Source organism: Pseudomonas sp. FG43 (assembly GCF_057809175.1).
On record NZ_JBMDJL010000009.1, the window covers coordinates 1 to 25,622 of the forward strand.

General features: G+C 58.3%; 19 protein-coding genes. 14 read left to right on the forward strand and 5 right to left on the reverse strand.

Translation table 11 applies throughout. The annotated features are described in order from the left end of the window. Positions 1 to 3,108 (forward strand): RHS repeat domain-containing protein (locus ACODS3_RS12470; RefSeq protein WP_489034515.1); only part of this gene is annotated, 3,108 nt, incomplete at its 5' end. Between the two features lie 44 nt (positions 3,109 to 3,152). Here the strand turns inward: ACODS3_RS12470 and ACODS3_RS12475 are convergent. Genes ACODS3_RS12475 through rloA form a run of 3 tightly spaced genes read right to left on the reverse strand, consistent with a single transcriptional unit; the run spans position 3,153 to position 6,200 of the window. Then, on the reverse strand, positions 3,153 to 4,121 hold the full coding sequence (locus ACODS3_RS12475) for an alpha-L-glutamate ligase-like protein (protein WP_489034729.1): 969 nt from the start codon (positions 4,119 to 4,121) through the stop codon (positions 3,153 to 3,155). Further along, complete coding sequence (gene rloB, locus ACODS3_RS12480; protein WP_489034517.1) at positions 4,121 to 5,659, reverse strand: osmotic stress tolerance membrane protein RloB; 1,539 nt, start codon at positions 5,657 to 5,659, stop codon at positions 4,121 to 4,123. The genes ACODS3_RS12475 and rloB overlap by 1 nt, the downstream gene beginning before the upstream one ends. A gap of 4 nt (positions 5,660 to 5,663) precedes the next feature. Then, positions 5,664 to 6,200, reverse strand: coding sequence for a retropepsin-like aspartic peptidase RloA (gene rloA, locus ACODS3_RS12485; protein ID WP_489034519.1), 537 nt, complete (start codon positions 6,198 to 6,200; stop codon positions 5,664 to 5,666). A 432-nt stretch (positions 6,201 to 6,632) separates the two neighbouring features. Here rloA and ACODS3_RS12490 point away from each other — a divergent pair, with 432 nt between their 5' ends. From ACODS3_RS12490 to prpF, 5 genes are all read left to right on the forward strand, one after another. Beyond that, complete coding sequence (locus ACODS3_RS12490) at positions 6,633 to 7,340, forward strand: GntR family transcriptional regulator (protein ID WP_201019039.1); 708 nt, start codon at positions 6,633 to 6,635, stop codon at positions 7,338 to 7,340. Then, a complete protein-coding gene (prpB, locus tag ACODS3_RS12495; RefSeq protein WP_201019040.1) occupies positions 7,337 to 8,230 on the forward strand; it encodes a methylisocitrate lyase in 894 nt (297 codons plus the stop codon). Before ACODS3_RS12490 ends, prpB begins: the two co-directional genes overlap by 4 nt. Positions 8,231 to 8,414: 184 nt before the next feature. After that, complete coding sequence (gene prpC, locus ACODS3_RS12500) at positions 8,415 to 9,542, forward strand: bifunctional 2-methylcitrate synthase/citrate synthase (protein ID WP_201019041.1); 1,128 nt, start codon at positions 8,415 to 8,417, stop codon at positions 9,540 to 9,542. A gap of 69 nt (positions 9,543 to 9,611) precedes the next feature. Continuing rightward, positions 9,612 to 12,194: a Fe/S-dependent 2-methylisocitrate dehydratase AcnD gene (gene acnD, locus ACODS3_RS12505; RefSeq protein WP_489034521.1), complete on the forward strand. Its 2,583-nt coding sequence runs from the start codon at positions 9,612 to 9,614 to the stop codon at positions 12,192 to 12,194. Between the two features lie 180 nt (positions 12,195 to 12,374). Beyond that, on the forward strand, positions 12,375 to 13,565 hold the full coding sequence (prpF, locus tag ACODS3_RS12510) for a 2-methylaconitate cis-trans isomerase PrpF (RefSeq protein ID WP_489034523.1): 1,191 nt from the start codon (positions 12,375 to 12,377) through the stop codon (positions 13,563 to 13,565). Positions 13,566 to 13,713: 148 nt separating this feature from the next. On the opposite strand, the gene ppsR is transcribed toward prpF, so the two are convergent. Then, positions 13,714 to 14,532, reverse strand: coding sequence for a posphoenolpyruvate synthetase regulatory kinase/phosphorylase PpsR (ppsR, locus tag ACODS3_RS12515; RefSeq protein ID WP_201019044.1), 819 nt, complete (start codon positions 14,530 to 14,532; stop codon positions 13,714 to 13,716). Positions 14,533 to 14,727: 195 nt separating this feature from the next. On the opposite strand from ppsR, the gene ppsA reads away from it, so the two are divergent. From ppsA to ACODS3_RS12555, 8 genes are all read left to right on the forward strand, one after another. Next, a complete protein-coding gene (gene ppsA, locus ACODS3_RS12520) occupies positions 14,728 to 17,103 on the forward strand; it encodes a phosphoenolpyruvate synthase (RefSeq protein WP_201006859.1) in 2,376 nt (791 codons plus the stop codon). Between the two features lie 169 nt (positions 17,104 to 17,272). Then, positions 17,273 to 18,262: an alpha/beta fold hydrolase gene (locus ACODS3_RS12525; protein WP_489034525.1), complete on the forward strand. Its 990-nt coding sequence runs from the start codon at positions 17,273 to 17,275 to the stop codon at positions 18,260 to 18,262. Between the two features lie 96 nt (positions 18,263 to 18,358). Continuing rightward, a complete protein-coding gene (rraA, locus tag ACODS3_RS12530) occupies positions 18,359 to 18,847 on the forward strand; it encodes a ribonuclease E activity regulator RraA (RefSeq protein ID WP_201006863.1) in 489 nt (162 codons plus the stop codon). 11 nt (positions 18,848 to 18,858) lie between these two features. Continuing rightward, complete coding sequence (locus ACODS3_RS12535; protein WP_489034527.1) at positions 18,859 to 19,854, forward strand: zinc transporter ZntB; 996 nt, start codon at positions 18,859 to 18,861, stop codon at positions 19,852 to 19,854. A gap of 76 nt (positions 19,855 to 19,930) precedes the next feature. Then, a complete protein-coding gene (locus tag ACODS3_RS12540) occupies positions 19,931 to 20,179 on the forward strand; it encodes a CrfX protein (protein ID WP_201006865.1) in 249 nt (82 codons plus the stop codon). A gap of 2 nt (positions 20,180 to 20,181) precedes the next feature. After that, positions 20,182 to 21,006 carry a mechanosensitive ion channel family protein gene (locus ACODS3_RS12545; RefSeq protein ID WP_201006866.1) on the forward strand — a complete coding sequence of 275 codons (825 nt, stop codon included), beginning with the start codon at positions 20,182 to 20,184 and terminating at the stop codon, positions 21,004 to 21,006. Positions 21,007 to 21,092: 86 nt separating this feature from the next. Next, positions 21,093 to 21,683: an RNA polymerase sigma factor SigX gene (gene sigX, locus ACODS3_RS12550; protein WP_122317373.1), complete on the forward strand. Its 591-nt coding sequence runs from the start codon at positions 21,093 to 21,095 to the stop codon at positions 21,681 to 21,683. 106 nt (positions 21,684 to 21,789) lie between these two features. Further along, positions 21,790 to 22,827 (forward strand): OmpA family protein, encoded by a 1,038-nt coding sequence (locus ACODS3_RS12555; RefSeq protein ID WP_201019049.1) that lies wholly within the window; start codon positions 21,790 to 21,792, stop codon positions 22,825 to 22,827. A gap of 70 nt (positions 22,828 to 22,897) precedes the next feature. On the opposite strand, the gene ACODS3_RS12560 is transcribed toward ACODS3_RS12555, so the two are convergent. Further along, positions 22,898 to 25,612 (reverse strand): nitrate reductase, encoded by a 2,715-nt coding sequence (locus ACODS3_RS12560; RefSeq protein WP_489034530.1) that lies wholly within the window; start codon positions 25,610 to 25,612, stop codon positions 22,898 to 22,900. Positions 25,613 to 25,622: the final 10 nt, after the last annotated feature.

The window sequence follows — 25,622 nt, forward strand, 5'->3', positions numbered from 1 at the left end:
GAAACCGTGCAGCACACCATCATCAGCCTGAGCACCAGCTTCGATACCGTGCGCAAGACCCATACCCTGCAACACTCGCTGCTCAACGGCCAGCCACTGCTCAACCGCGACGACAACGACGTGGAAGTTGCCTACCGCTACGATGCGCTGGGCCGGGTCATCGAGGAAACCGCAGCCCCTGGCACGCTCTACGAAGCTTCGCGCCATTATCGCTATGTGCTCAGCGCCGTGGACGGCCAACAGGCCGAACAGGAAACCACCAACGTCAAGGGGATCAAGACCCGCACCTTGCTCGATGGCATGAACCGTGTGGTGAAGGAGTTGCGGCAGGGCGCCGACGAGAACAAACCTGCCGATTACTTCCAGACCTACAGCGCGCTGTACGACGCTCGCGGGCTGTTGACCGAGGACACCGAGAGTGACTGGCTGCTGGTGGAAATCGAGGATGAGCCGGAGCTGCAATTGCGTGAACTGCCCCTGACCAATACCTATCAATACGATGACTGGGGTGAACAGCGCAGTATCACCGGCCCGGACGGGATCGAGCGGCACAAGGTCCAGGACCCCATCAAGCGCACCACCAGCGAGTGGCAGGCGGGGATGGGCAAGACCGTCACCGTGAACAATCTGTTCGACAAGCCTGATTCTATCGAGCGGCTGGCGCTGGATGAGTCGCGTATCAGCCTCGAAACCACTACTTACGATGGCCTTGGGCGAACCTTCGGGCAATTCGATGCGTTGCGCAATTACCGGGAATCCAGTTATGACGCCTTTGACCGCCTGCGCATCAGTCAACTGCCTGACAGAGCACAGGTAGAGCGGACCTACGCCTTGCACAGCCGCGAGGACTTGCCTGTATCGATTGCTGTCGATGGCGTGGTAGTAGGCGAACAGACATTCGATGGTTTGAAGCGCATGACCGACTCCACCATTGGTGGCCGGGTCAGCCGGTTCGAGTATCCAGGCGCTCAGCTACAGCCCGGCAAGGTCTATACGCCAGGCGGCGAGGCCATTGATTATGTCTACCAGCCTCAATTGGGCGATCAACCGGTCCAGCGCAAGATGCTGAGCAGCACGGCCGATTACACCTATGACCTGCAGAGTGCCCGGCTGCTGAGCAGCAAGGAACAGGATCAGGAGCTGGAGCGCGATTACTACAGCAATGGCGAGATCAAGGAGGAGCGCAGGGTTCAGGGCGGCGAAGCCTATGCCATGCAGTATCGCTACAGCTTAAAGGGGCTTTTGCTCAGATATACCGATGTACTCGGCCAGACCCAGACTTATCGCTATGACGAAAGCGGTCGGCTCGAACAGCTCGATGCTGGCGCGCTGGTCTCGGCTTTTGGCTATAACGCCCAGGGTCTGCTCGACAGCATCACAACCGTGGACAGCGGCCAGAGCCTGAGTGTCAGCCTGGAGTATGACGATGCAGGTCGTGAGGTCTTGCGCAGTTTTACTCTGCCGGGAGGAACGATACAGCAACTGGTTCAGGCCTATGACGCGGCCGATCACCTGAAACAGCGCACCTTGAAAGAGGGCAGTACGGTGCTGCGTGATGAAACCTTCGTTTACGATGCCAGGGGGCGGCTGGAGCTGTACACCGCTTCCGGCCCTGATGCGCCGGTGGACCCGCAGGGCAAACAGATCCAGAGCCAGACGTTCAAGTTCGATGCGCTCGATAATATCCTGAGCGTTGAGACGGTCTTCGCAGGTGGCAGCAATGTTGCCGATTACGAATATACCGGGCGCGACCCGACCCAGCTCAGTGCCGTGCGTAACAGCCATGCCGATTATCCTGCCAATATCGAGCTGGATTACGATGACAACGGCAACCTGACGCTTGACGAAGCCGGACGCGGATTGGAATACGACGCCTTGGGGCGCCTGCTTGCGGTGTCCGCAAACGATGGGTCTGCTGTGGTGGATTATGGCTATGATGCGCAGGACAGCCTGACCCGCTCCAGCGAAGCGGGTGCTCATGAGCGGCGTTTCTATCGGGAGGGGCAACTGGCAAATCAGTTGCAGGGCGCGCAGCAGCGAACCTTTATCGGGAGCAGTGATACCTTGCTGGCCGAACGTCTGGGCGGAGCAACGGCTGCGACTTTGCTGCTGGCGACCGATGCAAAAAAGACGGTAATGGCTGAGGCCGATGCAGGCAGCGTCACGTCTGCCGAATACAGCGCTTATGGTCATCGCAGCGACACACCGGCAGTGGACAGCCGCTGCGCCTTCAACGGCGAACTGTGTGAGCCGTCCACGGGCTGGTACCTGCTCGGTCAGGGGTATCGCGCCTATAACCCGGTGCTGATGCGGTTTCATAGCCCGGACAACCTGAGCCCGTTTGATCGGGGAGGGGTGAACCCTTATGCGTATTGCCTGGGGGATCCGGTCAATTATCTGGATCCGGACGGGCATATTCCATGGTGGGTCGGCTTGGTTGCAGGGGTCGCGGCCACAGTCTTGACTGCTGGCATCGCCGCTCCCGTCAGTGCAGTGTTAGGTATAACTGCGGCTACTGCTTCAATGGTGGGATATGTTGCGGGCAGTGTCTCAACTGTAGCTACAGTTTTTTCTGTGGGGACGGGGGTAGGCAGTTCGTTAACGTCGGGCGGTTTAAGCGAGTCGTTGGCATGGCTCAGTCTTGGGGCTGGAGTTGTGGCGGGAGCTACAGGTGGGTTAGCTATAGGTGTCAATATCGGAGCATCTTTAGGAGGTGCAGCGAAAGTGGTGTCGAGTGCTGGAAGTTCTCCGAAAGTTTCGTTTAGTGCCGCGAGTATATCGTCGAATTCCGTTGTTGATGATACTTCTGGGATGTTCTCGGTCGGTGATCTTAGTCGCAAGGAAATTAAACTATGGAAAAAGGTAAGCGGGCGTCGTGAAGGAGTCATGCGAGGGAGCACTAGTCAAGATGAATTGACTTGGCAACAACGAGACGCGATTCATGAGGCTATCGACGAAGGTGCTAGAGCACGTGTCGCTCTTGAAGATGCGCGTCGTATCGTTAAGAGAGGGAAGGACATTGCAGTCAAGGGAGCTAGTGCGAACACAGTTAGTGAAAAAACTGCCGTTGTGAACCGAGTGAGCCAAAAAGTGAGGTTTGGCCAATGAGTTCAACCGTCAATACTTGACGGTATAGTCCATCGAAATCCCGTTCACACATACCCAAACACCTCCTGCACGAAACTCACCCGCTGTTCGGGCGTCTCCTTTATCCCCTGGCGTGCCAGTTCTTCCAGACGCGCCTCAACCGCCTGGGTCCGGTGAGTCAGCCCGCAGTTGTTGGCGATCTGGATATTCAGGCCGGGGCGGGCGTTGAGCTCAAGAATCAGCGGGCCTTTTTCCTGGTCCAGCACCATGTCTACGCCGATGTAGCCCAGGCCACACAGTTCGTAGCACTCGGCGGCGAGTTTCATGAAACCGTTCCAGTAGGGCAGTTGTACACCGTCCACGGCATTGGTGGTGTCGGGGTGCTTGTTGATGATGCTGTTGAGCCAGGTGCCTTCGAGGGTCACGCCGCTGGCCAGGCCCACGCCGACCCCGATGGCGCCCTGGTGCAGGTTGGCTTTGCCGCCGGACTGGCGCGTCGGCAGGCGCAGCATGGCCATTACCGGGTAGCCCATCAGCACGATGATGCGGATATCGGGCACGCCTTCGTAGCTGATGCTCTTGAATATCTGGTCCGGAATGACCCGGTATTCGATCAACGCCCGGTCACGATGCCCGCCTAGCGAGTAAAGCCCGGTCAGGATGCTGGACACCTGATGTTCGATGTCCGAGTGGGTGATGATGCGCCCCGAGACCGTTTTGTAATGCCCCTCGAAACGGTCGGCCACCACCAGAATTCCGTCTCCGCCAGCGCCTTGTGCGGGCTTGATGACGAAGTCGGTATGCTGGCCGAGGATATCGCCGAGGCGGTCGATTTCCTTTTCCGTGGAAATGACACCATACATTTCCGGGACCTGGATGCCCGCCTGCATGGCCCGTTCCTTGGTGATGATCTTGTCATCGACAATCGGGTACAGGCTGCGCTTGTTGTACTTGAGCACGTAGTCGGCATTACGCCGGTTGATGCCCATGATGCCCTTGGCTTCCAGGGCTTTCCAGGTCTTCCACAAACCGATCATTTGGCGTCTTCTGCTTTGATGAATGCCTTGAAACGCAGCAGTTCGGTCAGGCGGTAGCCACGGTATCTGCCCATCGCCAGCATGAAGCCAACCAGAATCAGCAGCACCGCCGGGAAGGTGAAGACGAAGTAGGTCAGCTCCGGCACACTCATGATCAGGTGCGCCAGAGAGGCCGCGAACAGGGTGCCGATGGCCACTTTCATGGCATGGCCGCCACCGCGCTCTTCCCAGGTGATCGACAGGCGCTCGATGGTCATGGTCAGAATCACCATCGGGAACAGGGCTACCGACAAGCCGCGTTCCAGACCCAGTTTGTGGCTGAACAGGCTGATGGCCGCGATCAGCACCACGACAAAGGTCAGGACCACCGACAGACGCGGCAGCATTTGCAGTTTCAGGTGTTCAAGATAGGAGCGCAGCGACAGGCCAAGGGCCGTGATCACGGTAAACAGCGCGATGCCAAAGCCCAGCTGGGTTTCCCTGAAGGCCAGGGCGATCAGCACCGGGGTAAAGGTGCCGAGTGTCTGCAGGCCGACCAGATTGCGCAGGATCAGGATGACCAGTACGCCAATCGGGATCATCACCATGATCATGAAGGTCTGCTGGGTTTGCAGGGGCAGGCCGTACAGCGAATAGGACAGGAAGTCCGTATCGGTGCTTTCATCGGTCAGCTTGGCCAGCCGCATGGCGTTCATTTCGCTGTTATTGAGGCTGAAGCTGACTGAAGCTTTTCTACCGCCCTCGATGCTGATCAGGTTTTCATCGCCTGTCCACCACAGCAGCCGGTCATCCGGCAGGCCGGCTTCACCGGTGTCCGGGTTGAAATACAACCATTCCTTGCCATTGAAACTGCGCAGCCACAGTTCGGGTGTCTGCGGCTGGTCGGTGATCAGGCGCAGGGTGTGTACCTTTTCCATCGGCACGTGGGCCATGGACAGCAGAAGCTCGGTGATCTGGGCTTTCTTGACGGCCGAGGTATCGCCCGCCAGCAGCAGCCTGGCGTTATCGTCCTTGAGGTTGTTGACGCGCTTGATGGCCTCGCTGATGAAGGTTTCGACATCGGCGGAGTGGCGACGAATAGGCGCAAGCAGCGCTTCGGCGGCGATTTTCTCGGCGCCTTCTACCGCAATGCTGTCGCGAAAGATCGGGCCTTTGCTCTTGGGCTTGTCTGCGCCATAGCGCTTGGTCAGCACCAGTCGGTAATACAGCGTCTGGTTGCCGTTGGCGCGTCGTGAGGACCAGGTCACCTTGCGGTTGCCGTCAACGCGGTTGACGCTGACGCCGTAATTATTGGAAATGAAGCTTTCGTTGAGGCTGATGTAGTCGGTGGTCAGGGGCGGGACGAACATCTGGATCTTGATCGATTCTTTACTGTTGGCCTGAAACTCTACCTTGGCGTCGATATTCCACAGGTTGTCGGTCTCGTCCTCGGTCAGCGGGATGCCGAGAATGACGATCTGATAGGCCGTGATCGCGATGCCCAGGGCCACCAGAAACGTGATCAGGATTTTCAGATGAAGTGTAAGAGAGCGCATTTATTTACTCTGCGTTTTGAACGACGGAGGCACAGGCGGGCTTGCCCGCCACAAATTTAAGACTTGGATCGACCAGCGCATCGAAGTGTTTGAGTGCATCGGAGCCAATCAAAAGCGGGTATTGGAAAGCACTTCGGTCGGTCAAGTTCACTTCTATGGTGCGTAAAACTTCACCCATGCAGATATCGAGGTTGATAACCGGGCGCGCGCTGTATTTTTTTTCGTCATCCGCATCGACATCGTCGGCCCGGCGCTTGATCTGGCTGATGCGCGTCAGTGGCTGTTCGATGGGGTGGGCGTGGCTGTTGTCGATGGCCAGATAGAACCTGACCCAGGTCTCGCCGTTGCGCTTGAAATGCTTGATGTCACGCGCACTCAACGATGCGGTCTTGGCGCCGGTATCGAGTTTGGCGGCGACCTCAAGGTCAATGTTGGTGAGTCTGGCGTATTCGTTCAGGCCGTAGACGGTCTTGTTGGCGGCAGCGCACAGGGCAGGAAGAAACAGCAGACAGAGCAACGTGGTGAGGGTTTCGAGTCTCATAGGTCCTTGCGCGACAGGCGGAAAACTTCAGGGCCGCAGCGCAGGTTTTTCAGCCTGGCGTGTCTGGCAGGCCGTGTCCTTTGAAGAGCTGCACTCGGCAGATGCGGCCGCCATTCTAGCATGAAGGTTTCGTGATGCCAGTTATCCCTGCCTGTCGTAGTAATGCCGATCAGTCAGAGGCATGAATAACTTTGTGAGAGGCAGCTTGCTGGCGACTTGGTGTACAGACGCAGAATATCTGTCGGTTTCACGGGCCTTTTCGCCAGCAAGCTGCCTCCTGCAAGTTTGTGTGTGTTTTCATTGATTGGAATTGGTCTGTAGCTGGGGGAATCTCGTTTTTTGGTAGATTGTCGACAATTATGAGAATTATTTTGACGAGATGTGCCGTATTTACTAGATTTACCCACATGTCATTTTGAAGGTGTCGACAATATGTTGGATGCAGTCGAGACTTCCACGGTCGCCGTCGAGGACTCGGAAACACTTTCCGAAAATGTCTTCAGGCGTATTCAGGCGGCTATCGTCAAGGGCGAGATCGCCCCCGGCAGCAAGATTTCCGAGCCGGAACTGGCCCGCACCTACGGCATCAGTCGCGGGCCGTTGCGTGAGGCCATTCACCGGCTGGAAGGTCAGCGACTGCTGGTCCGGGTTCCGCATGTGGGCGCGCGCGTCGTATCGCTCAGCCATGCCGAACTGATCGAACTGTATGAAATTCGTGAGTCCCTTGAAGGCATGGCCTGTCGTCTGGCGGCCGAGCGCATGACCACCGAACAGATCGATGAGTTGCGCAATGTGCTCGATACCCATGAGCGCGATGCCGCGTTTCAGGCCGGCGTGGGTTACTACCAGCAGGAAGGGGATTTCGACTTCCACTACCGGATCATTCAGGGCAGCGGTAACAAGACCCTCAGCCAGATGCTCTGTGGCGAGCTTTATCAACTGGTGCGCATGTACCGCATCCAGTTTTCCACCACCCCCAATCGTCCGCGCCAGGCCTTTGCCGAACACCATCGCATTCTGGACGCCATTGCCGAGCGCGATGGCGAGCTGGCCGAATTATTGATGCGCCGCCATATCGGTGCTTCCAGACGCAACATCGAGCGCCATTACCAGGCTGCTCCCGACCGAGGTGAAAAATGAGTCACAACAATAAAACTCCCGGCCAGCGTTTCCGTGATGCCGTTGCCAGCGAGCAGCCCTTGCAGGTGGTGGGGGCGATCAATGCCAACCATGCGCTGCTGGCCAGGCGCGCAGGGTTCAAGGCGATCTATTTGTCAGGTGGCGGGGTGGCGGCCGGTTCCCTGGGTATTCCCGATCTGGGGATCACCGGGCTGGATGATGTGCTGACCGATGTGCGGCGCATTACCGATGTCTGCGACTTGCCATTGCTGGTGGATGTGGACACCGGTTTCGGTTCTTCGGCGTTCAACGTGGCGCGCACTGTCAGGTCGATGATCAAGGCGGGCGCGGCGGCGATTCATATCGAGGATCAGGTCGGCGCCAAGCGTTGCGGGCACCGCCCCAACAAGGAAATCGTTTCGCAGCAGGAAATGGTCGACCGCATCAAGGCTGCGGTGGATGCACGAACCGACGACAGCTTCGTGATCATGGCGCGCACCGATGCTCTGGCAGTCGAAGGGCTGGAGTCGGCGCTGGAGCGGGCGGCAGCCTGTATCGAGGCAGGCGCCGACATGGTCTTTCCCGAAGCCATTACCGAACTGAGCATGTACAAGCAGTTTGCCAATCGCGCAGGTGTGCCGATCCTGGCCAATATCACCGAATTCGGTGCCACGCCGTTGTTCACGGTGGATGAGCTGCGGGCCGCTGACGTTTCGCTGGTGCTCTATCCTTTATCGGCATTCCGCGCCATGAACAAGGCGGCGGAAAACGTCTATGGCGCTATCCGTCGCGATGGCACACAAAAGAATGTGATCGACACCATGCAGACGCGCATGGAGCTGTATGACGCCATCGACTACCACACTTTCGAGCAGAAGCTGGATGCGCTGTTTGCTCAGAAGAAGGGGTGATGTACACACTTTGTGGGAGGCAGCTTGCTGGCGACAGTGTGAAGAGATGCAGACTATGCGTCAGTTTTGCTGGCCCCCTCGCCAGCAAGCTGCCTCCCACAGGTGCCAATCGGCATGCATGGAATTCATCCGCCAAGAAAAACGAATCGCCAATTCCCGACAATTTCAAGAACTGGAGAATGCAATGGCTGAAGCAAAAGTATTGAGTGGTGCCGGCCTGCGGGGTCAGGTTGCCGGCCAGACAGCCCTGTCCACCGTCGGCCTGGCTGGCGCGGGCTTGACCTATCGTGGTTATGACGTGCGCGAACTGGCTGCCGAGGCCCGCTTTGAAGAGGTGGCCTATCTGCTGCTGTACGGCGAATTGCCGACCCAGGCGCAACTGACGGCCTACCTGGAACGCCTCAAGAACCTGCGCGATCTGCCACAGGCGCTGAAAGAAGTGCTGGAGCGCATTCCCGCCGACACCCATCCGATGGATGTGATGCGTACTGGCGCTTCGATGCTTGGCACCCTTGAGCCGGAACTGAGCTTCGAGCAGCAGCGCGATGCGACCGACCGGTTGCTGGCGGCTTTCCCGGCAATCATGTGCTACTGGTATCGCTTCTCCCATGATGGCAAGCGCATCGATTGCGTGACGGATGAAACCTCCATCGGCGGCCACTTCCTGCACCTGCTGCTCGACAAATCCCCCAGCGAACTGCATCGCAAGGTCATGGATGTCTCCCTGATCCTCTACGCCGAGCATGAGTTCAACGCCTCGACCTTTACCGCACGGGTCTGTGCTTCGACCCTGTCGGATCTGTATTCCTGCGTCACGGCGGCCATTGGCACCTTGCGCGGCCCGCTGCATGGCGGCGCCAATGAAGCGGCGATGGAGATGATCCAGCGTTTTGCTTCGGCTGAAGAGGCCACCAAAGGCACTCTTGGCATGCTGGAGCGCAAGGAAAAGATCATGGGCTTCGGCCATGCGATCTACAAGGAGTCCGACCCGCGCAACGAGGTCATCAAGGGCTGGTCGAAGAAGCTTGCGGATGAAGTGGGCGATACGGTGTTGTTCCCGGTTTCCGAAGCCATCGACAAGACCATGTGGGAACAGAAGAAGCTGTTTCCCAATGCGGATTTCTATCATGCCTCGGCGTATCACTTCATGGGGATTCCCACCAAGCTGTTCACACCGATTTTCGTCTGTTCGCGCCTGACCGGCTGGGCCGCTCACGTCTTCGAGCAGCGTTCCAACAATCGCATCATTCGCCCGAGCGCCGAGTATGTCGGCGTTGAGCAGCGCAAGTTCGTGCCCATCGAACAGCGCTGAAAAAAGGGAAGGGGAGCCGCTCATGAGTTCCCCTCTCTACTCCCAAACTCCGTGATCGAGTCCTGTGCCATGAACACTGAATACCGCAAGCCGCTTCCCGGCACTTCGCTGGATTACTTCGACGCCCGAGGGGCTATCGAGGCTATCAGGCCGGGTGCTTACGACCTGTTGCCTTACACCTCTCGTGTGCTGGCTGAAAATCTGGTGCGTCGCTGTGATCCTGCCACGTTGAAGGCTTCCCTGAGCCAGCTTGTTGAGCGCAGGCGCGATCTGGACTTTCCCTGGTTTCCGGCGCGGGTGGTGTGCCATGACATTCTTGGCCAGACCGCTCTGGTGGACCTGGCTGGCTTGCGTGATGCCATTGCCTCTATGGGCGGCGACCCGGCGCTGGTCAACCCGGTGGTGCCGGTGCAGTTGATCGTCGACCACTCGCTGGCCGTGGAGTGTGGCGGCAATGACCCGCAGGCTTTCGAGAAGAATCGGGCCATCGAGGACCGGCGCAACGAGGATCGTTTCCACTTCATCGACTGGACCAAAAAGGCCTTCAAGAATGTCGAGGTGATCCCGCCGGGCAACGGCATCATGCACCAGATCAACCTGGAGAAAATGTCGCCGGTGGTGCAGGTCCGCGAAGGCGTGGCTTTCCCGGATACGCTGGTGGGCACTGACAGCCACACGCCCCATGTCGATGCGCTGGGCGTGATCGCCATTGGCGTGGGTGGCCTGGAAGCCGAGAACGTCATGCTCGGGCGTGCCTCCTGGATGCGTCTGCCGGATATCGTCGGTGTCGAACTGACCGGTCGCCGCGAGCCCGGCATTACCGCCACTGACGTGGTGCTGGCTCTGACTGAATACCTGCGCAAGCAAAAAGTCGTCGGCGCCTATCTTGAGTTCTACGGTGAAGGTGCATCGAGCCTGACCCTTGGGGACCGGGCGACGATTTCCAATATGGCCCCGGAATACGGCGCCACTGCCGCGATGTTCTCCATCGATCAGCAAACCATCGATTACCTGCGCCTGACCGGGCGCGAGGACGAGCAGGTGCGTCTGGTGGAGTTGTATGCCAGGCACACAGGGCTGTGGTCCGACAGTTTACAGCAGGTCGCATACGAGCGGGTATTGAGCTTCGATCTGTCCAGCGTAGTGCGCAACATGGCCGGGCCATCCAACCCTCATGCCCGTGTCGCAACCACCGATCTTGCGGCCAGAGGCATTGCCGGGCAGTGGCAGGACGTGCCGGGCCAGATGCCTGACGGCGCGGTGATCATCGCTGCCATCACCAGTTGCACCAACACCAGCAACCCGCGCAACGTGATTGCGGCAGGCTTGCTGGCGCGCAACGCCAATCGTCTTGGCTTGACTCGCAAGCCCTGGGTGAAATCATCGCTGGCACCCGGCTCCAGAACGGTCGCGCTGTATCTGGACGAGGCCGGGCTGACCCCGGAGCTTGAGCAGCTGGGCTTTGGTGTCGTGGCATTTGCCTGCACCACCTGCAATGGCATGTCCGGCGCGCTGGCGCCGAAGATTCAGCAGGAAATCATTGAGCGCGATCTGTATGCCACGGCGGTGTTGTCCGGCAATCGCAACTTCGACGGGCGTATCCATCCTTATGCCCGGCAGGCTTTTCTGGCTTCGCCGCCGCTGGTGGTGGCTTATGCCATTGCTGGCACCATTCGTTTCGATATCGAAAACGATGTGCTGGGCATTGCCGACGGCAAGGAAATCCGCCTCAAGGATATCTGGCCGAGCGACGAGGAAATCGACGCCGTGGTCCAGGCTTCGGTCAAGCCGGAGCAGTTTCGTCAGGTCTACATCCCGATGTTCGCTCTTGAGGAAGATTACGGCCCGAAAGTCGAACCGCTCTATGACTGGCGTCCGATGAGCACCTACATCCGCCGCCCGCCTTATTGGGAAGGCGCGCTGGCCGGTGAGCGGACACTCAAGGGCATGCGCCCGCTGGCGGTGCTGCCGGACAACATCACCACCGATCACCTGTCGCCTTCCAATGCGATCCTGCTCGACAGCGCGGCAGGTGAGTACCTGGCAAAGATGGGCCTGCCGGAAGAGGACTTCAACTCCTATGCAACTCACCGTGGCGACCACCTGACCGCACAGCGCGCCACCTTCGCCAACCCGCAATTGCTCAACGAGATGGCGCTGGTGGATGGCAAGGTCAAGAAAGGTTCGCTGACCCGTATCGAGCCGGAAGGCAAGGTGACCCGCATGTGGGAAGCCATCGAAACCTACATGGAGCGCAAGCAGCCGCTGATCATCATCGCTGGTGCTGACTACGGCCAGGGCTCGTCCCGGGACTGGGCGGCCAAAGGCGTGCGTCTGGCGGGTGTCGAAGCCATTGCTGCCGAAGGCTTCGAGCGTATCCACCGCACCAATCTGGTGGGCATGGGCGTCTTGCCGCTGGAGTTTCAGGCTGGCACCAATCGCCTGACGCTGGGGATCGACGGCACTGAGACATTCGACGTGATCGGCAAGCGCACGCCACGGGCAACCCTGACGCTGGTGATCCAGCGCAAGAACGGTGGGCGGCTGGAAGTGCCAGTGACCTGCCGTCTGGATACCGCTGAAGAGGTGTCTATCTATGAGGCAGGCGGTGTGCTGCAACGCTTCGCCCAGGATTTTCTGGAGTCCGCGTAGGAGCGATTCATCCGCGAAAGGCGATAATCCGTGGAAGGGGCCCTTGGCCGCGACAGCGCAGTTTCAGGCACTGAAAATGTGTTGTCTGTCAGTAGGTCGTCGCGGCCAAGGCCCCTCCCACAGGTGACATGTATGCCCTGACTGATCGGCATTAGTCTTACATATGCACTTGAGGTTTCCATGCCCCACAAACCCCAGATCCGTATCCCGGCCACTTACATGCGTGGCGGCACCAGCAAAGGCGTGTTTTTCAATCTGAAGGACCTGCCGGAAGTCGCGCAGGTTCCGGGCTCGGCCCGTGACGCATTGCTGCTGCGGGTCATCGGCAGCCCCGATCCTTATGAAAAACAGATTGATGGCATGGGCGGTGCGACGTCCAGTACCAGCAAGACGGTCATCCTGTCGCGCAGCAGCAAGGCCGACCACGATGTCGATTACCTGTTCGGCCAGGTTTCCATCGACAAGCCTTTTGTCGACTGGAGTGGCAACTGCGGCAATCTTTCCGCTGCCGTGGGTTCTTTTGCCATCAGCCAGGGGCTGGTTGATGCCGCTCGTATCCCGTCCAGCGGCGTGGCTGTCGTACGGATCTGGCAGGCCAATATCGGCAAGACCATCATTGCCCACGTGCCCGTCACGGACGGTGAAGTGCAGGAAACCGGCGACTTCGAGTTGGATGGCGTGACCTTTCCGGCTGCCGAAGTGCAACTGGAGTTCCTGAATCCGGCCGCCGATGAAGAGGGCGCGGGTGGTTCGATGTTTCCCACCGGTAACCTGATCGATGAGTTGCAAGTGCCGGGTATCGGCACCCTCAAGGCGACCATGATCAACGCCGGTATTCCCACGGTCTTCGTCAATGCAGCCGACATTGGCTATATCGGTACCGAGTTGCAGACCGATATCAATGGCGATGCCCAGGCGCTGGCGAAACTGGAAAGCATTCGGGCTCACGGTGCTTTGCGCATGGGGCTGATCAACAGCATTGATGATCCTTCTTTGCGTCAGCACACCCCCAAGGTCGCTTTCGTTGCCGGACCTGCCGACTATCTGTCCTCCAGTGGCAAGCCGGTCAACAGACAGGATATCGACCTGCTGGTGCGAGCCGTCTCCATGGGCAAACTGCACCACGCCATGATGGGCACAGCGGCCGTGGCCATCGGCACTGCGGCGGCGATTCCGGGCACGCTGGTCAATCTTGCAGCAGGTGGCGGCGAGCGTGAGGCTGTGACTTTCGGGCACCCGTCCGGCACCTTGCGCGTGGGGGCTCAGGCGCAGCAGGAAGAGGGCGAATGGAAGGTTACCAAAGCCATCATGAGCCGTAGCGCCAGGGTGTTGATGGAAGGTTGGGTGCGGGTGCCGGGTACGTCCTGGTAATGCCGGTCAGTCAAGGTATAAACAAAACTTGTGGGGGGCAGCTTGCTGGCGAAAAGGCCTGTGAAGCGGCATATATTCTGCGTTTGTACGCTGAAGTCGCCAGCAAGCTGCCTCCCAAAAAGTAATAGGCACTCCTGCGTGGGAAGGGCTATTTGAAGCGCCGCTCAACCCCTTTCTCCACCAGCACCTTGGCCGAAATCTCTTCCACCGAAAAATGCGTGGAATTGATGTTCGGGATGTTTTCCCGGCGAAACAGGCTTTCCACTTCGCGCACTTCAAACTCGCACTGGGCATAGCTGGAATAGCGGCTGTTGGGCTTTCGCTCATGGCGAATGGCGGTCAACCGATCTGGATCAATGGTCAGGCCGAACAGTTTGTTACGGTGAGCCTTGAGTGCGTCCGGCAGTTGCAGGCGCTCCATGTCGTCTTCGGTCAGCGGGTAGTTGGCGGCACGGATGCCGAACTGCATGGCCATGTACAGGCAGGTCGGGGTCTTGCCGCAGCGCGAGACGCCCACCAGGATGATGTCGGCCTTGTCGTAATAATGGGTTCGCGCCCCGTCGTCGTTGTCCAGAGCGAAGTTTACGGCCTCGATGCGCTCCATGTAGTTGGAGTTATGACCGATGGAATGAGATTTGCCCACCGAGTAGGAGGAGTGTGAACTAAGCTCTTGCTCCAGCGGCGCGAGGAAGGTCGAGAAAATATCGATCATGAAGCCGTTGGAGGTCGCCAGAATCTCGCGAATTTCCTGATTGACGATGGTATCGAAGATGATCGGCCGCACCTCGTCCTTGTCGGCGGCATTGTTGATTTGTTGTACCATCGCCCGCGCCTTTTCGACGCTGTCGATGTAGGGTCGCGTGAACTTGTTGAACGTAATGTTTTCAAATTGTGCCAGCAGGCTCTGGCCCAACGTTTCAGCGGTGATGCCTGTGCCGTCCGAGATGAAGAAAGCGGATCGTTTCATTTGCGCCTTTGGCCTTAAGCTAGTGACGATTCTTGGATATCATAGGCGCGCTTGCAGGCCCTGATGGCCTGCATTCTCACCTTTTTTCAAGGTTGCTGCTTCAAGTCAGTCCAGAACAGACCCGCTGTCACACTGCGCGTGGCTCGGGTCCATGAGCTTTTCCCAACAACAAACACAGTTAGTGGAGAGATCACCTTGGTAGAGTACGTAGTTTCCCTCGATAAGCTCGGCGTCCATGATGTGGAGCACGTGGGAGGCAAGAACGCATCCCTCGGCGAAATGATCAGCAACCTGGCAGGCGCTGGTGTTTCGGTGCCCGGTGGTTTCGCTACGACAGCCCAGGCCTACCGTGATTTCCTTGAGCAGAGTGGTCTGAACGATCAGATCCATGCAGCCCTGGACGCTCTGGATGTCGACGACGTCAACGCTCTGGCCAGAACCGGCGCGCAGATTCGTCAGTGGATCATGGAGGCCGAGTTCCCCGAGAGGCTCAATGCCGAGATTCGCACTGCTTTCGCCGCCTTGTCGGCAGGCAATCCGAACCTGGCCGTAGCCGTGCGTTCTTCGGCAACTGCAGAAGACTTGCCCGATGCCTCCTTCGCTGGCCAGCAGGAAACCTTCCTCAATATCCGTGGTGTCGATAACGTCATTCGTGCCGCCAAGGAAGTGTTTGCTTCTCTCTTCAATGACCGCGCCATTTCCTACCGTGTGCACCAGGGCTTCGACCACAAGCTGGTGGCCCTGTCGGCAGGCGTTCAGCGCATGGTTCGCTCCGAAACCGGTACTGCCGGGGTGATGTTCACCCTTGATACCGAGTCCGGCTTCCGTGACGTGGTGTTCATCACCGGCGCCTATGGCCTGGGCGAAACGGTGGTGCAGGGCGCGGTCAACCCGGACGAGTTCTATGTCCACAAGGACACCCTGACAGCCGGTCGCCCGGCCATTCTGCGCCGCAATCTGGGCAGCAAGGCCATCAAGATGATCTACGGCGACGAGGCCAAGGCCGGTCGTTCGGTGAAGACCGTTGATGTCGACGTCGCCGACCGTGCTCGTTTCTGCCTCACCGATGCCGAAGTCAGCGAGCTGGCCAAGCAGGCGATGATCATCGAGAAGCACTACAAGGCGCCGATGGACATCGAGTGGGCCAAAGACGGCGACGATGGCAAGCTCTACATCGTTCAGGCGCGCCCTGAAACCGTGAAAAGCCGTTCCTCGGCCAATGTCATGGAGCGCTACCTGCTCAAGGAAACCGGCACCGTTCTGGTTGAAGGTCGTGCCATTGGCCAGCGCATTGGCGCGGGCAAGGTACGGATCATCAAGGACGTGTCCGAGATGGACAAGGTCCAGGCCGGCGATGTTCTGGTTTCCGACATGACCGACCCGGACTGGGAGCCGGTCATGAAGCGCGCCAGCGCTATCGTTACCAACCGTGGTGGCCGTACCTGCCACGCAGCGATCATCGCTCGCGAACTGGGTATCCCGGCTGTTGTGGGTTGCGGTAATGCGACTCAACTGCTGAAAGACGGGCAGGGCGTCACCGTGTCCTGTGCCGAAGGCGATACCGGTTATATCTTCGAGGGTGAGCTGGGCTTCGACATCAAGACCAACTCGGTCGATGCCATGCCTGAGCTGCCGTTCAAGATCATGATGAACGTCGGCAACCCCGATCGTGCGTTCGATTTCGCCCAGCTGCCCAACGCCGGTGTCGGTCTGGCGCGCCTGGAATTCATCATCAACCGCATGATCGGCGTACACCCCAAGGCTTTGCTCAACTACGCCGGCCTGCCACCCGAGATCAAGGACAGCGTCGACAAGCGCATTGCCGGTTACAACGACCCGGTCGGTTTCTATGTCGACAAGCTGGTCGAGGGTATCAGCACCCTGGCGGCAGCGTTCACACCGAAGAAGGTCATCGTGCGTCTGTCGGACTTCAAGTCCAACGAATACGCCAACCTGATCGGCGGCAAGCTGTACGAGCCGGAAGAAGAGAACCCGATGCTGGGCTTCCGCGGTGCTTCGCGCTATATCAGCGAGAATTTCCGCGACTGCTTCGAGCTTGAATGCCGTGCCCTCAAGCGTGTGCGCGAGGACATGGGCCTGACCAACGTCGAAATCATGGTGCCGTTCGTGCGCACTCTGGGTGAAGCGAGTCAGGTCATCGATCTGCTGGCGGCCAATGGCCTCAAGCGTGGCGAGAACGGTCTGCGCATCATCATGATGTGCGAGTTGCCGTCCAACGCTATCCTGGCCGAAGAGTTCCTGGAGTACTTCGACGGTTTCTCTATCGGCTCCAACGACCTGACCCAGTTGACGTTGGGCCTGGACCGCGACTCGGGCGTCATTGCGCACCTGTTCGACGAGCGTAATCCGGCGGTCAAGAAGCTGCTGTCCAATGCCATCCAGGCCTGTAACAAGGCGGGCAAATACATCGGCATCTGTGGTCAGGGCCCTTCGGATCACCCGGATCTGGCTCGCTGGCTGATGGAGCAGGGCATCGAAAGTGTTTCCCTGAACCCTGACTCGGTACTGGAAACCTGGTTCTTCCTTGCAGAAGGGCAGGCTCAGGCCTGAGATGTTTCGGATGTGATGCAATAGCGTCTTGAATCGTCTAGGGTTTCAGGCGTTTTGGAAAGGGCGGTTTTTTCGGAAACCGCCCTTTTTCATGTGAGGCCCCAAACCCGCAGTTTCACCAGTCTGTCAGAGGCGACCCGATGCCTTTGAACCAAAGATAAAGAGCAATATGCAAAGCAGCAGCAATCTTTTTCCCGTTGCCTTGATCAGTGCCGAGCGTCGTGGCGATCTGGTCGAGGACGTCTATCGCTTGAAGCCTGCCAACAGCCCTGATCCCAGTGTCGAGCTGGCTGTTACTCGTCTCGGGCTGGTGGATCAGCCTGATGTGCGCGGTGTGCCGGTCATTCTGTTGCATGGCAGCTTTTCCAATCGCCGTTTCTGGTATTCGCCCAAAGGCATCGGCCTTGGGCCGTTCCTGGCGCGTGCCGGTTACGATGTATGGATTGCCGAGATGCGCGGGCATGGGCTTTCGGCCCGCAATCAGGACTATCGCCGCAACCGCGTGGCGGATTATGCCCGCTACGACCTGCCGGCCATTGCCGCCTTCGTTCGCGAGCAGAACGGGCAAGTGCCGCACTGGATCGGCCACTCTCTGGGTGGCACCACGCTGGCAGCAGCGTTGGGTGGCCAATATCTCGGGCCGGCGGGTGCCGCTTCGGTTGCGTTGTTTGGCAGTCAGATCAGCCGTACCTACTGGCCGCTGAAAATCCCGCCCGTGCAATGGTCCGGGCGCTTGCTGCTCAAGCCTTTCGAGCATATTTCCGGGCCTCGCTTCAAGCGCGGGCCAGAAGACGAGCCGATTGGCATCGTCCTGGAAAGCATGCGCTGGCACGGCCTGTTCGGTCGTTTCGGCGATCGCGACAGCAACTGGTGGACGGGGCTGGCCAGTGTTGAAGTGCCGGTTCTGGCGGTGGCTTCGGTTGGCGATCATCAGGACCCGGTGTGGGCCTGTCAGATGCTGTTCGACCAGTTTGGCTCGCAGCAGCGGCAGTTCCTGTGCCTGGGGCGCGAGCATGGTTTCAACGAAGATTTCGACCATGTGCGGATGCTGGTCAGCAAGGGCGCGCAGCAGCAGGTCTGGCCGCGAGTGCTCGGCTGGTTGCAGGAACGCTCTGCAACTGACGCGAGTCCCCGGTTGCAGGAAGCGGTAGGGCAATAGCCCTGTTTTGTGTTTGTATGAAAGTCGGGGCGAAAGTTGAGGTCAAAGCCACTATGCTGCCCTGAGCAACCCATCTCTCACTGACAGGAGTTAGCCATGCATTATTCGACCCCCGACTTGTGTGATGCCTATCCGGAGCTGGTGCAAGTCGTAGAACCCATGTTCAGCAGTTTCGGCGGCCGTGACTCCTTTGGTGGCGAGATCGTGACCATCAAGTGTTTTGAGGACAACTCACTGGTGAAAGACCAGGTAGCACTCGACGGCAAAGGCAAGGTTCTGGTCGTTGATGGTGGCGGTTCTCTGCGTTGTGCGCTGTTGGGTGATCTGCTGGCTGACAAGGCTGCGAAAAGCGGCTGGGAAGGCTTGTTGATCTATGGCTGCATCCGCGATGTCGACGTTGTGGCGCAAACCGATCTGGGCGTACAGGCGCTGGCCAGTCACCCGAAAAAGACCGACAAGCGCGGCATCGGTGATTTGAATGTTCCGGTGACCTTCGCCGGGGTCACCTTTCGGCCGGGTGATTACCTGTATGCCGACAATAATGGTGTGATCATTTCTCCGTCCCCTCTGAAAATGCCGGAATAAGCGAAGCAAGAATGTTCGACGAAGCAAATGCGCAGTGGGGGCTGGTTCATGCTCTCGTATTGGATGGTCAGGGCGGAGCGCGTTTCATTGCTCGAACCGAACTCGATGGTCTTCAGATGCAGCCCCACGAAAGTCTGTGGCTGCATTGGGACCGTAGTCACCCGCAGACTCATTCGTGGTTGCGCAATTCCAGTGGCCTGAGCGAGTTCGCCTGCACGCTGCTGCTCGAAGAAAATACCCGCCCGCGTTTGTTGCCCTTGCCTGATCAGGAGCTGTTGCTGTTCCTGCGAGGCGTGAACCTCAATCCGGGAGCCGAGCCTGAAGACATGGTGTCGGTGCGGATCTTTGCGGCTGCCCAGCGGGTGATTTCCTTGCGGCTGCGGCCTTTGCGGGCGACCGAAGAACTCATTGAGCAGTTGAGTGAAGGCAAAGGGCCGAAGACAGCCTCCGAACTGACGCTTTATCTGGCTCAATACCTGACCGAAAAGGTGCAGGACCTGCTCGGCGATTTGACCGAGTCGGTGGACGAGGAGGAAGAAAGGACCGATGCCGACGAGCGTTACAGCCCTGAACACGGCAAGCTGCTGCAGATTCGGCGGCGGGCAGCCGGGTTGCGCCGCTTTCTTGCTCCCCAGCGTGATATCTTCGGCCAGCTATCGCGTATCAAGCTTGGCTGGTTTGTCGATGACGATGCCGATTACTGGAACGAGTTGAACAACAGCCTGACCCGTTACCTTGAAGAACTTGAGCTGACCCGCGAGCGGGTCGGGTTGCTGCTGGAGTCCGAAGACCGGCGTCTGCGTGAGCGCATGGATCACACCATGTACCGCTTCGGGATCATCACCGGTATTTTTCTGCCCATGAGTTTTCTGACCGGGCTGCTGGGGATCAATGTCGGCGGTATTCCCGGTTCCGACAATCCTTACGGCTTTGTTCTGGCCTGCGCCTTGATTGTCATGGTGGCGGTGGGGCAGTGGTTGCTTTTCAGGCGTTTGCGCTGGTTGTGACGGATAAATTTTCAATGCCGTTTGTGACTCGCCCGAAACTGGTCACGTCTCTCACTGACATTGCGTGAGGTGCCTGATGCACGATCCCTTTGAAGAATCTTTGCGAGACATGCTCAAATCGTCATCCTCCAGCCGGGATGATGACGCTTGTCTTGGCCGTGTCCTGAAAACCGCCAACCGTCAGGTGGGTGCCGGTGTACTGTTCGGGCTGCTTGGCCGCTGGTGTCAGACGATGATGATTGCCCTCAATAACGGTTCTGCGCACGTTTCACCTGTTTCCCGTCGCACACAACCTACTGCTCGCCCTGTCGATAAGGCTGATTGAACATGGAATTGGATCTCTGGACCCAGAGTCTGGTTGCTGCAATGACTGCATTGTGGACCAAAGTTGCAAACTTCATCCCCAACCTGTTCGGCGCCCTTGTGGTGGTGCTGCTGGGCTTCGTGGTTGCAAAGCTGCTCGACGCCCTGTTATCGAAATTGCTGGCCAAGCTCGGGCTCGATCGTCTCATGGGCGGCACCGGGCTGACCAAGCTGATCAGCCGTGCCGGCGTGAAAGTGCCGATCTCCACCTTGATCGGCAAGATCGTCTACTGGTTCGTCCTGCTGATTTTCCTGGTTTCCGCGGCTGAATCCCTTGGCCTGCAACGTGTCTCGTCGACGCTGGACATGTTGGCGTTGTACCTGCCCAAGGTCTTTGGTGCTGCGCTGGTGCTGCTTGTCGGTGTGCTGCTTGCGCAACTGGTCAACGGGCTGGTGCGTGGAGCTGCCGAGGGTGTGGGTGTCGATTATGCGCCGGGCCTTGGGCGAATCGCTCAGGGGCTGGTCATCATCATCAGTATTTCTGTTGCGATCAGCCAGCTTGAGGTCAAGACAGACCTGCTCAACCACGTCATCGTGATCGGCCTTCTGACCGTTGGTCTGGCTGTCGCGCTGGCATTGGGTCTGGGGAGTCGTGAAATAGCCAGCCAGATTCTGGCCGGCATTTATGTTCGAGAGCTTTATCAGGTCGGCCAGCATTTGCAGGTTGGCGAGATAGAAGGGCAAATCGAGGAAATCGGTACAGTCAAGACTACACTGCTGACGGACGAGGGGGAGTTGGTGTCGTTTTCCAACAAAATTCTTCTCGAACAGAGAGTAAGCAGCCGTTAAGCGGGGAATCTGCTAATCTATGCCGCCACAATTTGCCGGAATCTGGGCAGTGGCTGACATTGACCTGACTGTCGGCACGACTCGTTTTGAATAAACCCTTACCGCTTTCGACGCGCTACGACCCCCGCGAGCTCTCAGATGAGGAGCTGGTCGCGCGCGCCCACGTCGAGCTTTTTCACGTGACGCGGGCCTACGAAGAGTTGATGCGACGTTACCAGAGAACACTTTTTAACGTCTGTGCACGTTATTTAGGGAACGATCGCGATGCTGATGATGTCTGTCAGGAAGTGATGCTTAAGGTCTTGTATGGATTGAAGAATTTCGAAGGTAAATCGAAATTCAAAACCTGGCTTTACAGCATCACCTACAACGAGTGCATCACTCAGTACAGAAAGGAACGGCGTAAGCGTCGCTTGATGGACGCTTTGAGTCTGGACCCGCTTGAGGAGGCGTCTGAAGAGAAGACGCCCAAACCTGAAGAAAGGGGCGGTCTCGATCGCTGGCTTGTGCATGTGAACCCGATCGATCGGGAGATCCTGGTGCTGCGATTTGTCGCAGAGCTGGAATTTCAGGAGATCGCAGACATAATGCACATGGGCTTAAGCGCAACGAAAATGCGCTATAAGCGGGCATTGGATAAATTACGTGAGAAATTTGCGGGCATCACCGAAACTTAACTCGGAGCAATTATCTCTAACGAACTGGCAGGGTCTGCTAGACTTGCCGACGAATTGCCCCGGTTACAAGGGGCTGCTTTACAATCACCAGATGGGGATTTAACGGATGAAACTGAAAAACACCTTGGGCTTGGCCATTGGTACTATCGTTGCCGCGACTTCGTTCGGCGTGCTGGCACAAGGCCAAGGCGCAGTCGAGATCGAGGGCTTCGCCAAGAAACAATATTTCGACAGCTCCCGTGACTTCAAAAACGACGGCAACCTGTTCGGCGGTTCGATCGGTTACTTCCTGACTGACGACGTTGAATTGCGTCTGGGCTACGACGAAGTCCACAACGCTCGTGGCAATGATGGCAAGAACATCAAGGGCTCCAACACTGCCCTGGACGCTCTGTACCACTTCAACGCTCCAGGCGACACACTGCGTCCATACGTGTCTGCAGGTTTCTCCGATCAGAGCATCGGTCAGACTGGCCGTGGCGGTCGTAACGGTTCCACCTTCGCCAACATCGGCGGCGGTGCCAAGCTGTACTTCACCGAAAACTTCTATGCTCGTGCTGGCGTTGAAGCTCAGTACAACATCGACCAGGGCGAGACCGAGTGGGCTCCTAGCGTCGGTATCGGCGTAAACTTCGGTGGCGGCAGCAAGAAAACCGAAGCAGCTCCAGTTGCTCCGGTTGCTGAAGTCTGCTCCGACAGCGACAACGACGGCGTGTGCGACAACGTCGACAAGTGCCCGAACACCCCAGCCAACGTAACTGTTGACGCTGATGGCTGCCCGGCAGTTGCTGAAGTTGTTCGTGTTGAGCTGGACGTCAAGTTCGACTTCGACAAAGCTGTGGTCAAGCCTAACAGCTACGGCGACATCAAGAACCTCGCTGACTTCATGCAGCAATACCCACAAACCACCACCACTGTTGAAGGTCACACTGACTCCGTCGGTCCTGACGCTTACAACCAGAAACTGTCCGAGCGTCGCGCAAGCGCCGTTAAACAAGTTCTGGTCAACCAGTACGGTGTTGGCGCTAACCGCGTAAACTCGGTTGGTTACGGCGAAACCCGTCCAGTTGCTGACAACGCAACTGAAGCTGGCCGCGCAGTAAACCGTCGCGTAGAAGCAGAAGTTGAAGCACAAGCTAAGTAATTAGCCTGCTTTAATGAAAAGCCCGGCTCAGGCCGGGCTTTTCTTTGCGTGCGATTCGGCAAATCGATGCTTAATCAGCCAGCACCACCGCGTTGATCAACCTTTTTATTTCCGGTACACAGGAACCGCACTGTGTTCCGCAGCCCAGTTTTGTTTTCAACTGATTCAAGTCCAGGCCATTATCGATTTCCTTCATGATTGCACTCTGGCTGACGTTCTTGCAGTTGCAGAGAATCTTGTCGCGGGCCAGAGAGGCGTTCTTGCCTGGCTCTGTGCTGATGGGGGCCAGCATCCAGCGACGCAATTGCTCGTCCACCTGACCTTGCAGCCATAGATTCTGTAACCAGTGCTGAGCCAGGGTTTCTCCGGCCAGGCGCAAGGCGGTGATGCGGCCGTTGTCGAGACGAATGCGTTTGCCGATAGAGCGCTTGGGGTCGTCATAGGCCATTACTGCCCCTTCATCCAGCCCCAACAGATGATCGATGGTTTCCAGCAGCGAGTGCTCGGGTGCTACGTCATTGGCTGCCCGTATCACAAGCGCAGGGCGTTCGCGGCCGATCAATCCCAGGCTGACATAGGCAAATGCTTCACACAGCGGGCGCAGCGCTGTCAGGTGGCTTTGCACGTCGCCTTCGATCAGCGCGAAGAATTGCCAGGGCAGGTGGGCTTTTTCAATCCGCACCCCCGAGTGTTTGAGTTCCGGTTGTTTGGACAGAGGGTCGAAGGCGGGTTGGGTCAGCACATTGACGCCGCCCTTGAGAAAACGATCTCCCCAGTGCATCGGCAGGAATGCCTGGCCTGGGCGAACACCATCATCGCTGCTGACGGGCACGACCAGATCGCCACGGCGGCTTTTCAAATGGACCAGGTCGCCTGGCTGCAACCGGTAGCGGTCCATTTCTTCCGGGTGCAACCCCAGCACTGCCTCGCTGGCGTGACCAAACAAGCGTGCCGCCGTACCCGTGCGGCTCATGCCGTGCCATTGATCGCGCAACCGCCCGGTATTGAGTGTCAGCGGATAACGCGCATCGCGCAGCTCTTTGGCGGCGACATAGGCATCGCAGACGAACTGTGCCCGCCCCGAAGCCGTCGGGAATACGCCATCGCTGTACAAGCGAGTGGTGCCCGTGCGGGCTCCCTGAGGAAAAGGCCATTGCTGCGGGCCGCAGCGGTCGATGAGGTCGCGGTCGATACCGGACATGTCCAGATCACGGCCTTGAGTCAGGACTTTATATTCATCAAATAGCTGCCGTGGACTGGTGAAGTCGAAGAGGGCTGGCATATCGGGGCGCAGCCTGCGCTCCAGACGTTGCGCGAAATCCACGGTAATCGCCCAGTCGGGACGTGCCTGACCCGGAGCGGGAATGGCCTTGCGTACGTTGGAGATGCGTCGCTCGGAGTTGGTGACCGTGCCTTCCTTTTCACCCCAACTGGCGGCGGGCAGCAGCAGGTCGGCGAAGCGTGCGGTTTCGGTGGTCTGGAAGGCTTCCTGCAAGACAACGAACGGGCATGTGCTCAGTGCCTGTTTGACCTTTTGCTGATCAGGCAGCGATTGGGCCGGGTTGGTGCAGGCGATCCATAACGCTTTGATCTTGCCGGACTGCAACTGCTCGAACAGTTCGATGGCGGGCAGGCCGGTGGTTGCCGGTAGCGTGTCGACACCCCAATATTCGGCGACTTCGGCACGATGCTGGGGATTACCTGCTTCACGATGGCCTGGCAGCAGATTGGACAGGCTGCCGGTTTCGCGGCCACCCATCGCATTGGGCTGGCCGGTAAGAGAGAAGGGGCCTGCGCCGGGTCGGCCGATCTGGCCGGTGGCCAGATGCAGGTTGATCAGGGCGCTGTTCTTGGCGCTCCCGGCCGTGGACTGGTTCAGGCCCATGCACCAGAGCGATAGAAAGCTGGGAGCCTGGCCAATCCATCGGGCGCAGGTTTGCAGTTGCTCGACCGCAATGCCGCAGGTGTGTGCGACGTATTGTGGTGTGTAGTCGCGCACCAGGTTTTTCAGGTCTGCATAACCTTGGGTGTGCGCGTCGATGAAGTCGTCATCAGCCAGGCCTTCCCATATCAGCAAATGCAGAATGCCGTGAAACAACGCCACGTCCGTTCCCGGCAGGATTGCCAGGTGCAGGTCCGCCAGCTCGCAGGTGTCTGTGCGCCTGGGGTCGATCACGATGATTTTCATCTCGGGTCGACGGCTTCTGGCTTCTTCCAGACGACGAAACAGGATGGGGTGAGCGTAAGCCATGTTGCTGCCGACGATCATCATGCAATCGCTCAGCTCGATGTCTTCATAGCTGCACGGTGGCGCGTCGGCGCCCAGACTGCGCTTGTAGCCAACCACTGCCGAAGACATGCACAGCCGGGAGTTGCTGTCGATGTTGTTGGTGCCCACCAGTGCCCGGGCCAGCTTGTTGAAGGCGTAGTAATCCTCGGTCAGCAATTGCCCCGAGATATAGAACGCTACGCTGTCGGGGCCGTGTTCCTTGATGGTGTCGGCAAAGATATTGGCGGCATGTTCCAGCGCGGTGTTCCAGTCGGTGACGCTGCGTGCCAGGTCTTTGCTCAGGCGCAGTTGCGGGTCGAGCGCTCGCGCCGACAGGTCGCCAGTCAGGTGCAGGCTTGAGCCTTTGCTGCACAGCTTGCCGAAGTTGGCCGGGTGCTGTGGGTCGCCACTGACGCCGAGAATGTTCTGTCCGTCATGTTCGATCAGGACGCCGCAGCCAACGCCGCAGTAGCAGCAGGTCGAGGCGGTGATTTGAGTGGTCGAGGGCTCGGTCATGCGCATGCTG

Coding starts and splice junctions, on each gene's coding strand:
- ACODS3_RS12555 (WP_201019049.1), top strand. CDS start 21,790: ATGAAACTGAAAAACACCTTGGGCTTGGCCATTGGTACTATCGTTGCC.
- ACODS3_RS12525 (WP_489034525.1), top strand. CDS start 17,273: ATGCAAAGCAGCAGCAATCTTTTTCCCGTTGCCTTGATCAGTGCCGAG.
- rloB (WP_489034517.1), bottom strand. CDS start 5,659: ATGCGCTCTCTTACACTTCATCTGAAAATCCTGATCACGTTTCTGGTG.
- ACODS3_RS12545 (WP_201006866.1), top strand. CDS start 20,182: ATGGAATTGGATCTCTGGACCCAGAGTCTGGTTGCTGCAATGACTGCA.
- prpB (WP_201019040.1), top strand. CDS start 7,337: ATGAGTCACAACAATAAAACTCCCGGCCAGCGTTTCCGTGATGCCGTT.
- rloA (WP_489034519.1), bottom strand. CDS start 6,200: ATGAGACTCGAAACCCTCACCACGTTGCTCTGTCTGCTGTTTCTTCCT.
- prpC (WP_201019041.1), top strand. CDS start 8,415: ATGGCTGAAGCAAAAGTATTGAGTGGTGCCGGCCTGCGGGGTCAGGTT.
- ACODS3_RS12490 (WP_201019039.1), top strand. CDS start 6,633: ATGTTGGATGCAGTCGAGACTTCCACGGTCGCCGTCGAGGACTCGGAA.
- ACODS3_RS12540 (WP_201006865.1), top strand. CDS start 19,931: ATGCACGATCCCTTTGAAGAATCTTTGCGAGACATGCTCAAATCGTCA.
- ACODS3_RS12535 (WP_489034527.1), top strand. CDS start 18,859: ATGTTCGACGAAGCAAATGCGCAGTGGGGGCTGGTTCATGCTCTCGTA.
- ACODS3_RS12560 (WP_489034530.1), bottom strand. CDS start 25,612: ATGACCGAGCCCTCGACCACTCAAATCACCGCCTCGACCTGCTGCTAC.
- ppsR (WP_201019044.1), bottom strand. CDS start 14,532: ATGAAACGATCCGCTTTCTTCATCTCGGACGGCACAGGCATCACCGCT.
- prpF (WP_489034523.1), top strand. CDS start 12,375: ATGCCCCACAAACCCCAGATCCGTATCCCGGCCACTTACATGCGTGGC.
- rraA (WP_201006863.1), top strand. CDS start 18,359: ATGCATTATTCGACCCCCGACTTGTGTGATGCCTATCCGGAGCTGGTG.
- acnD (WP_489034521.1), top strand. CDS start 9,612: ATGAACACTGAATACCGCAAGCCGCTTCCCGGCACTTCGCTGGATTAC.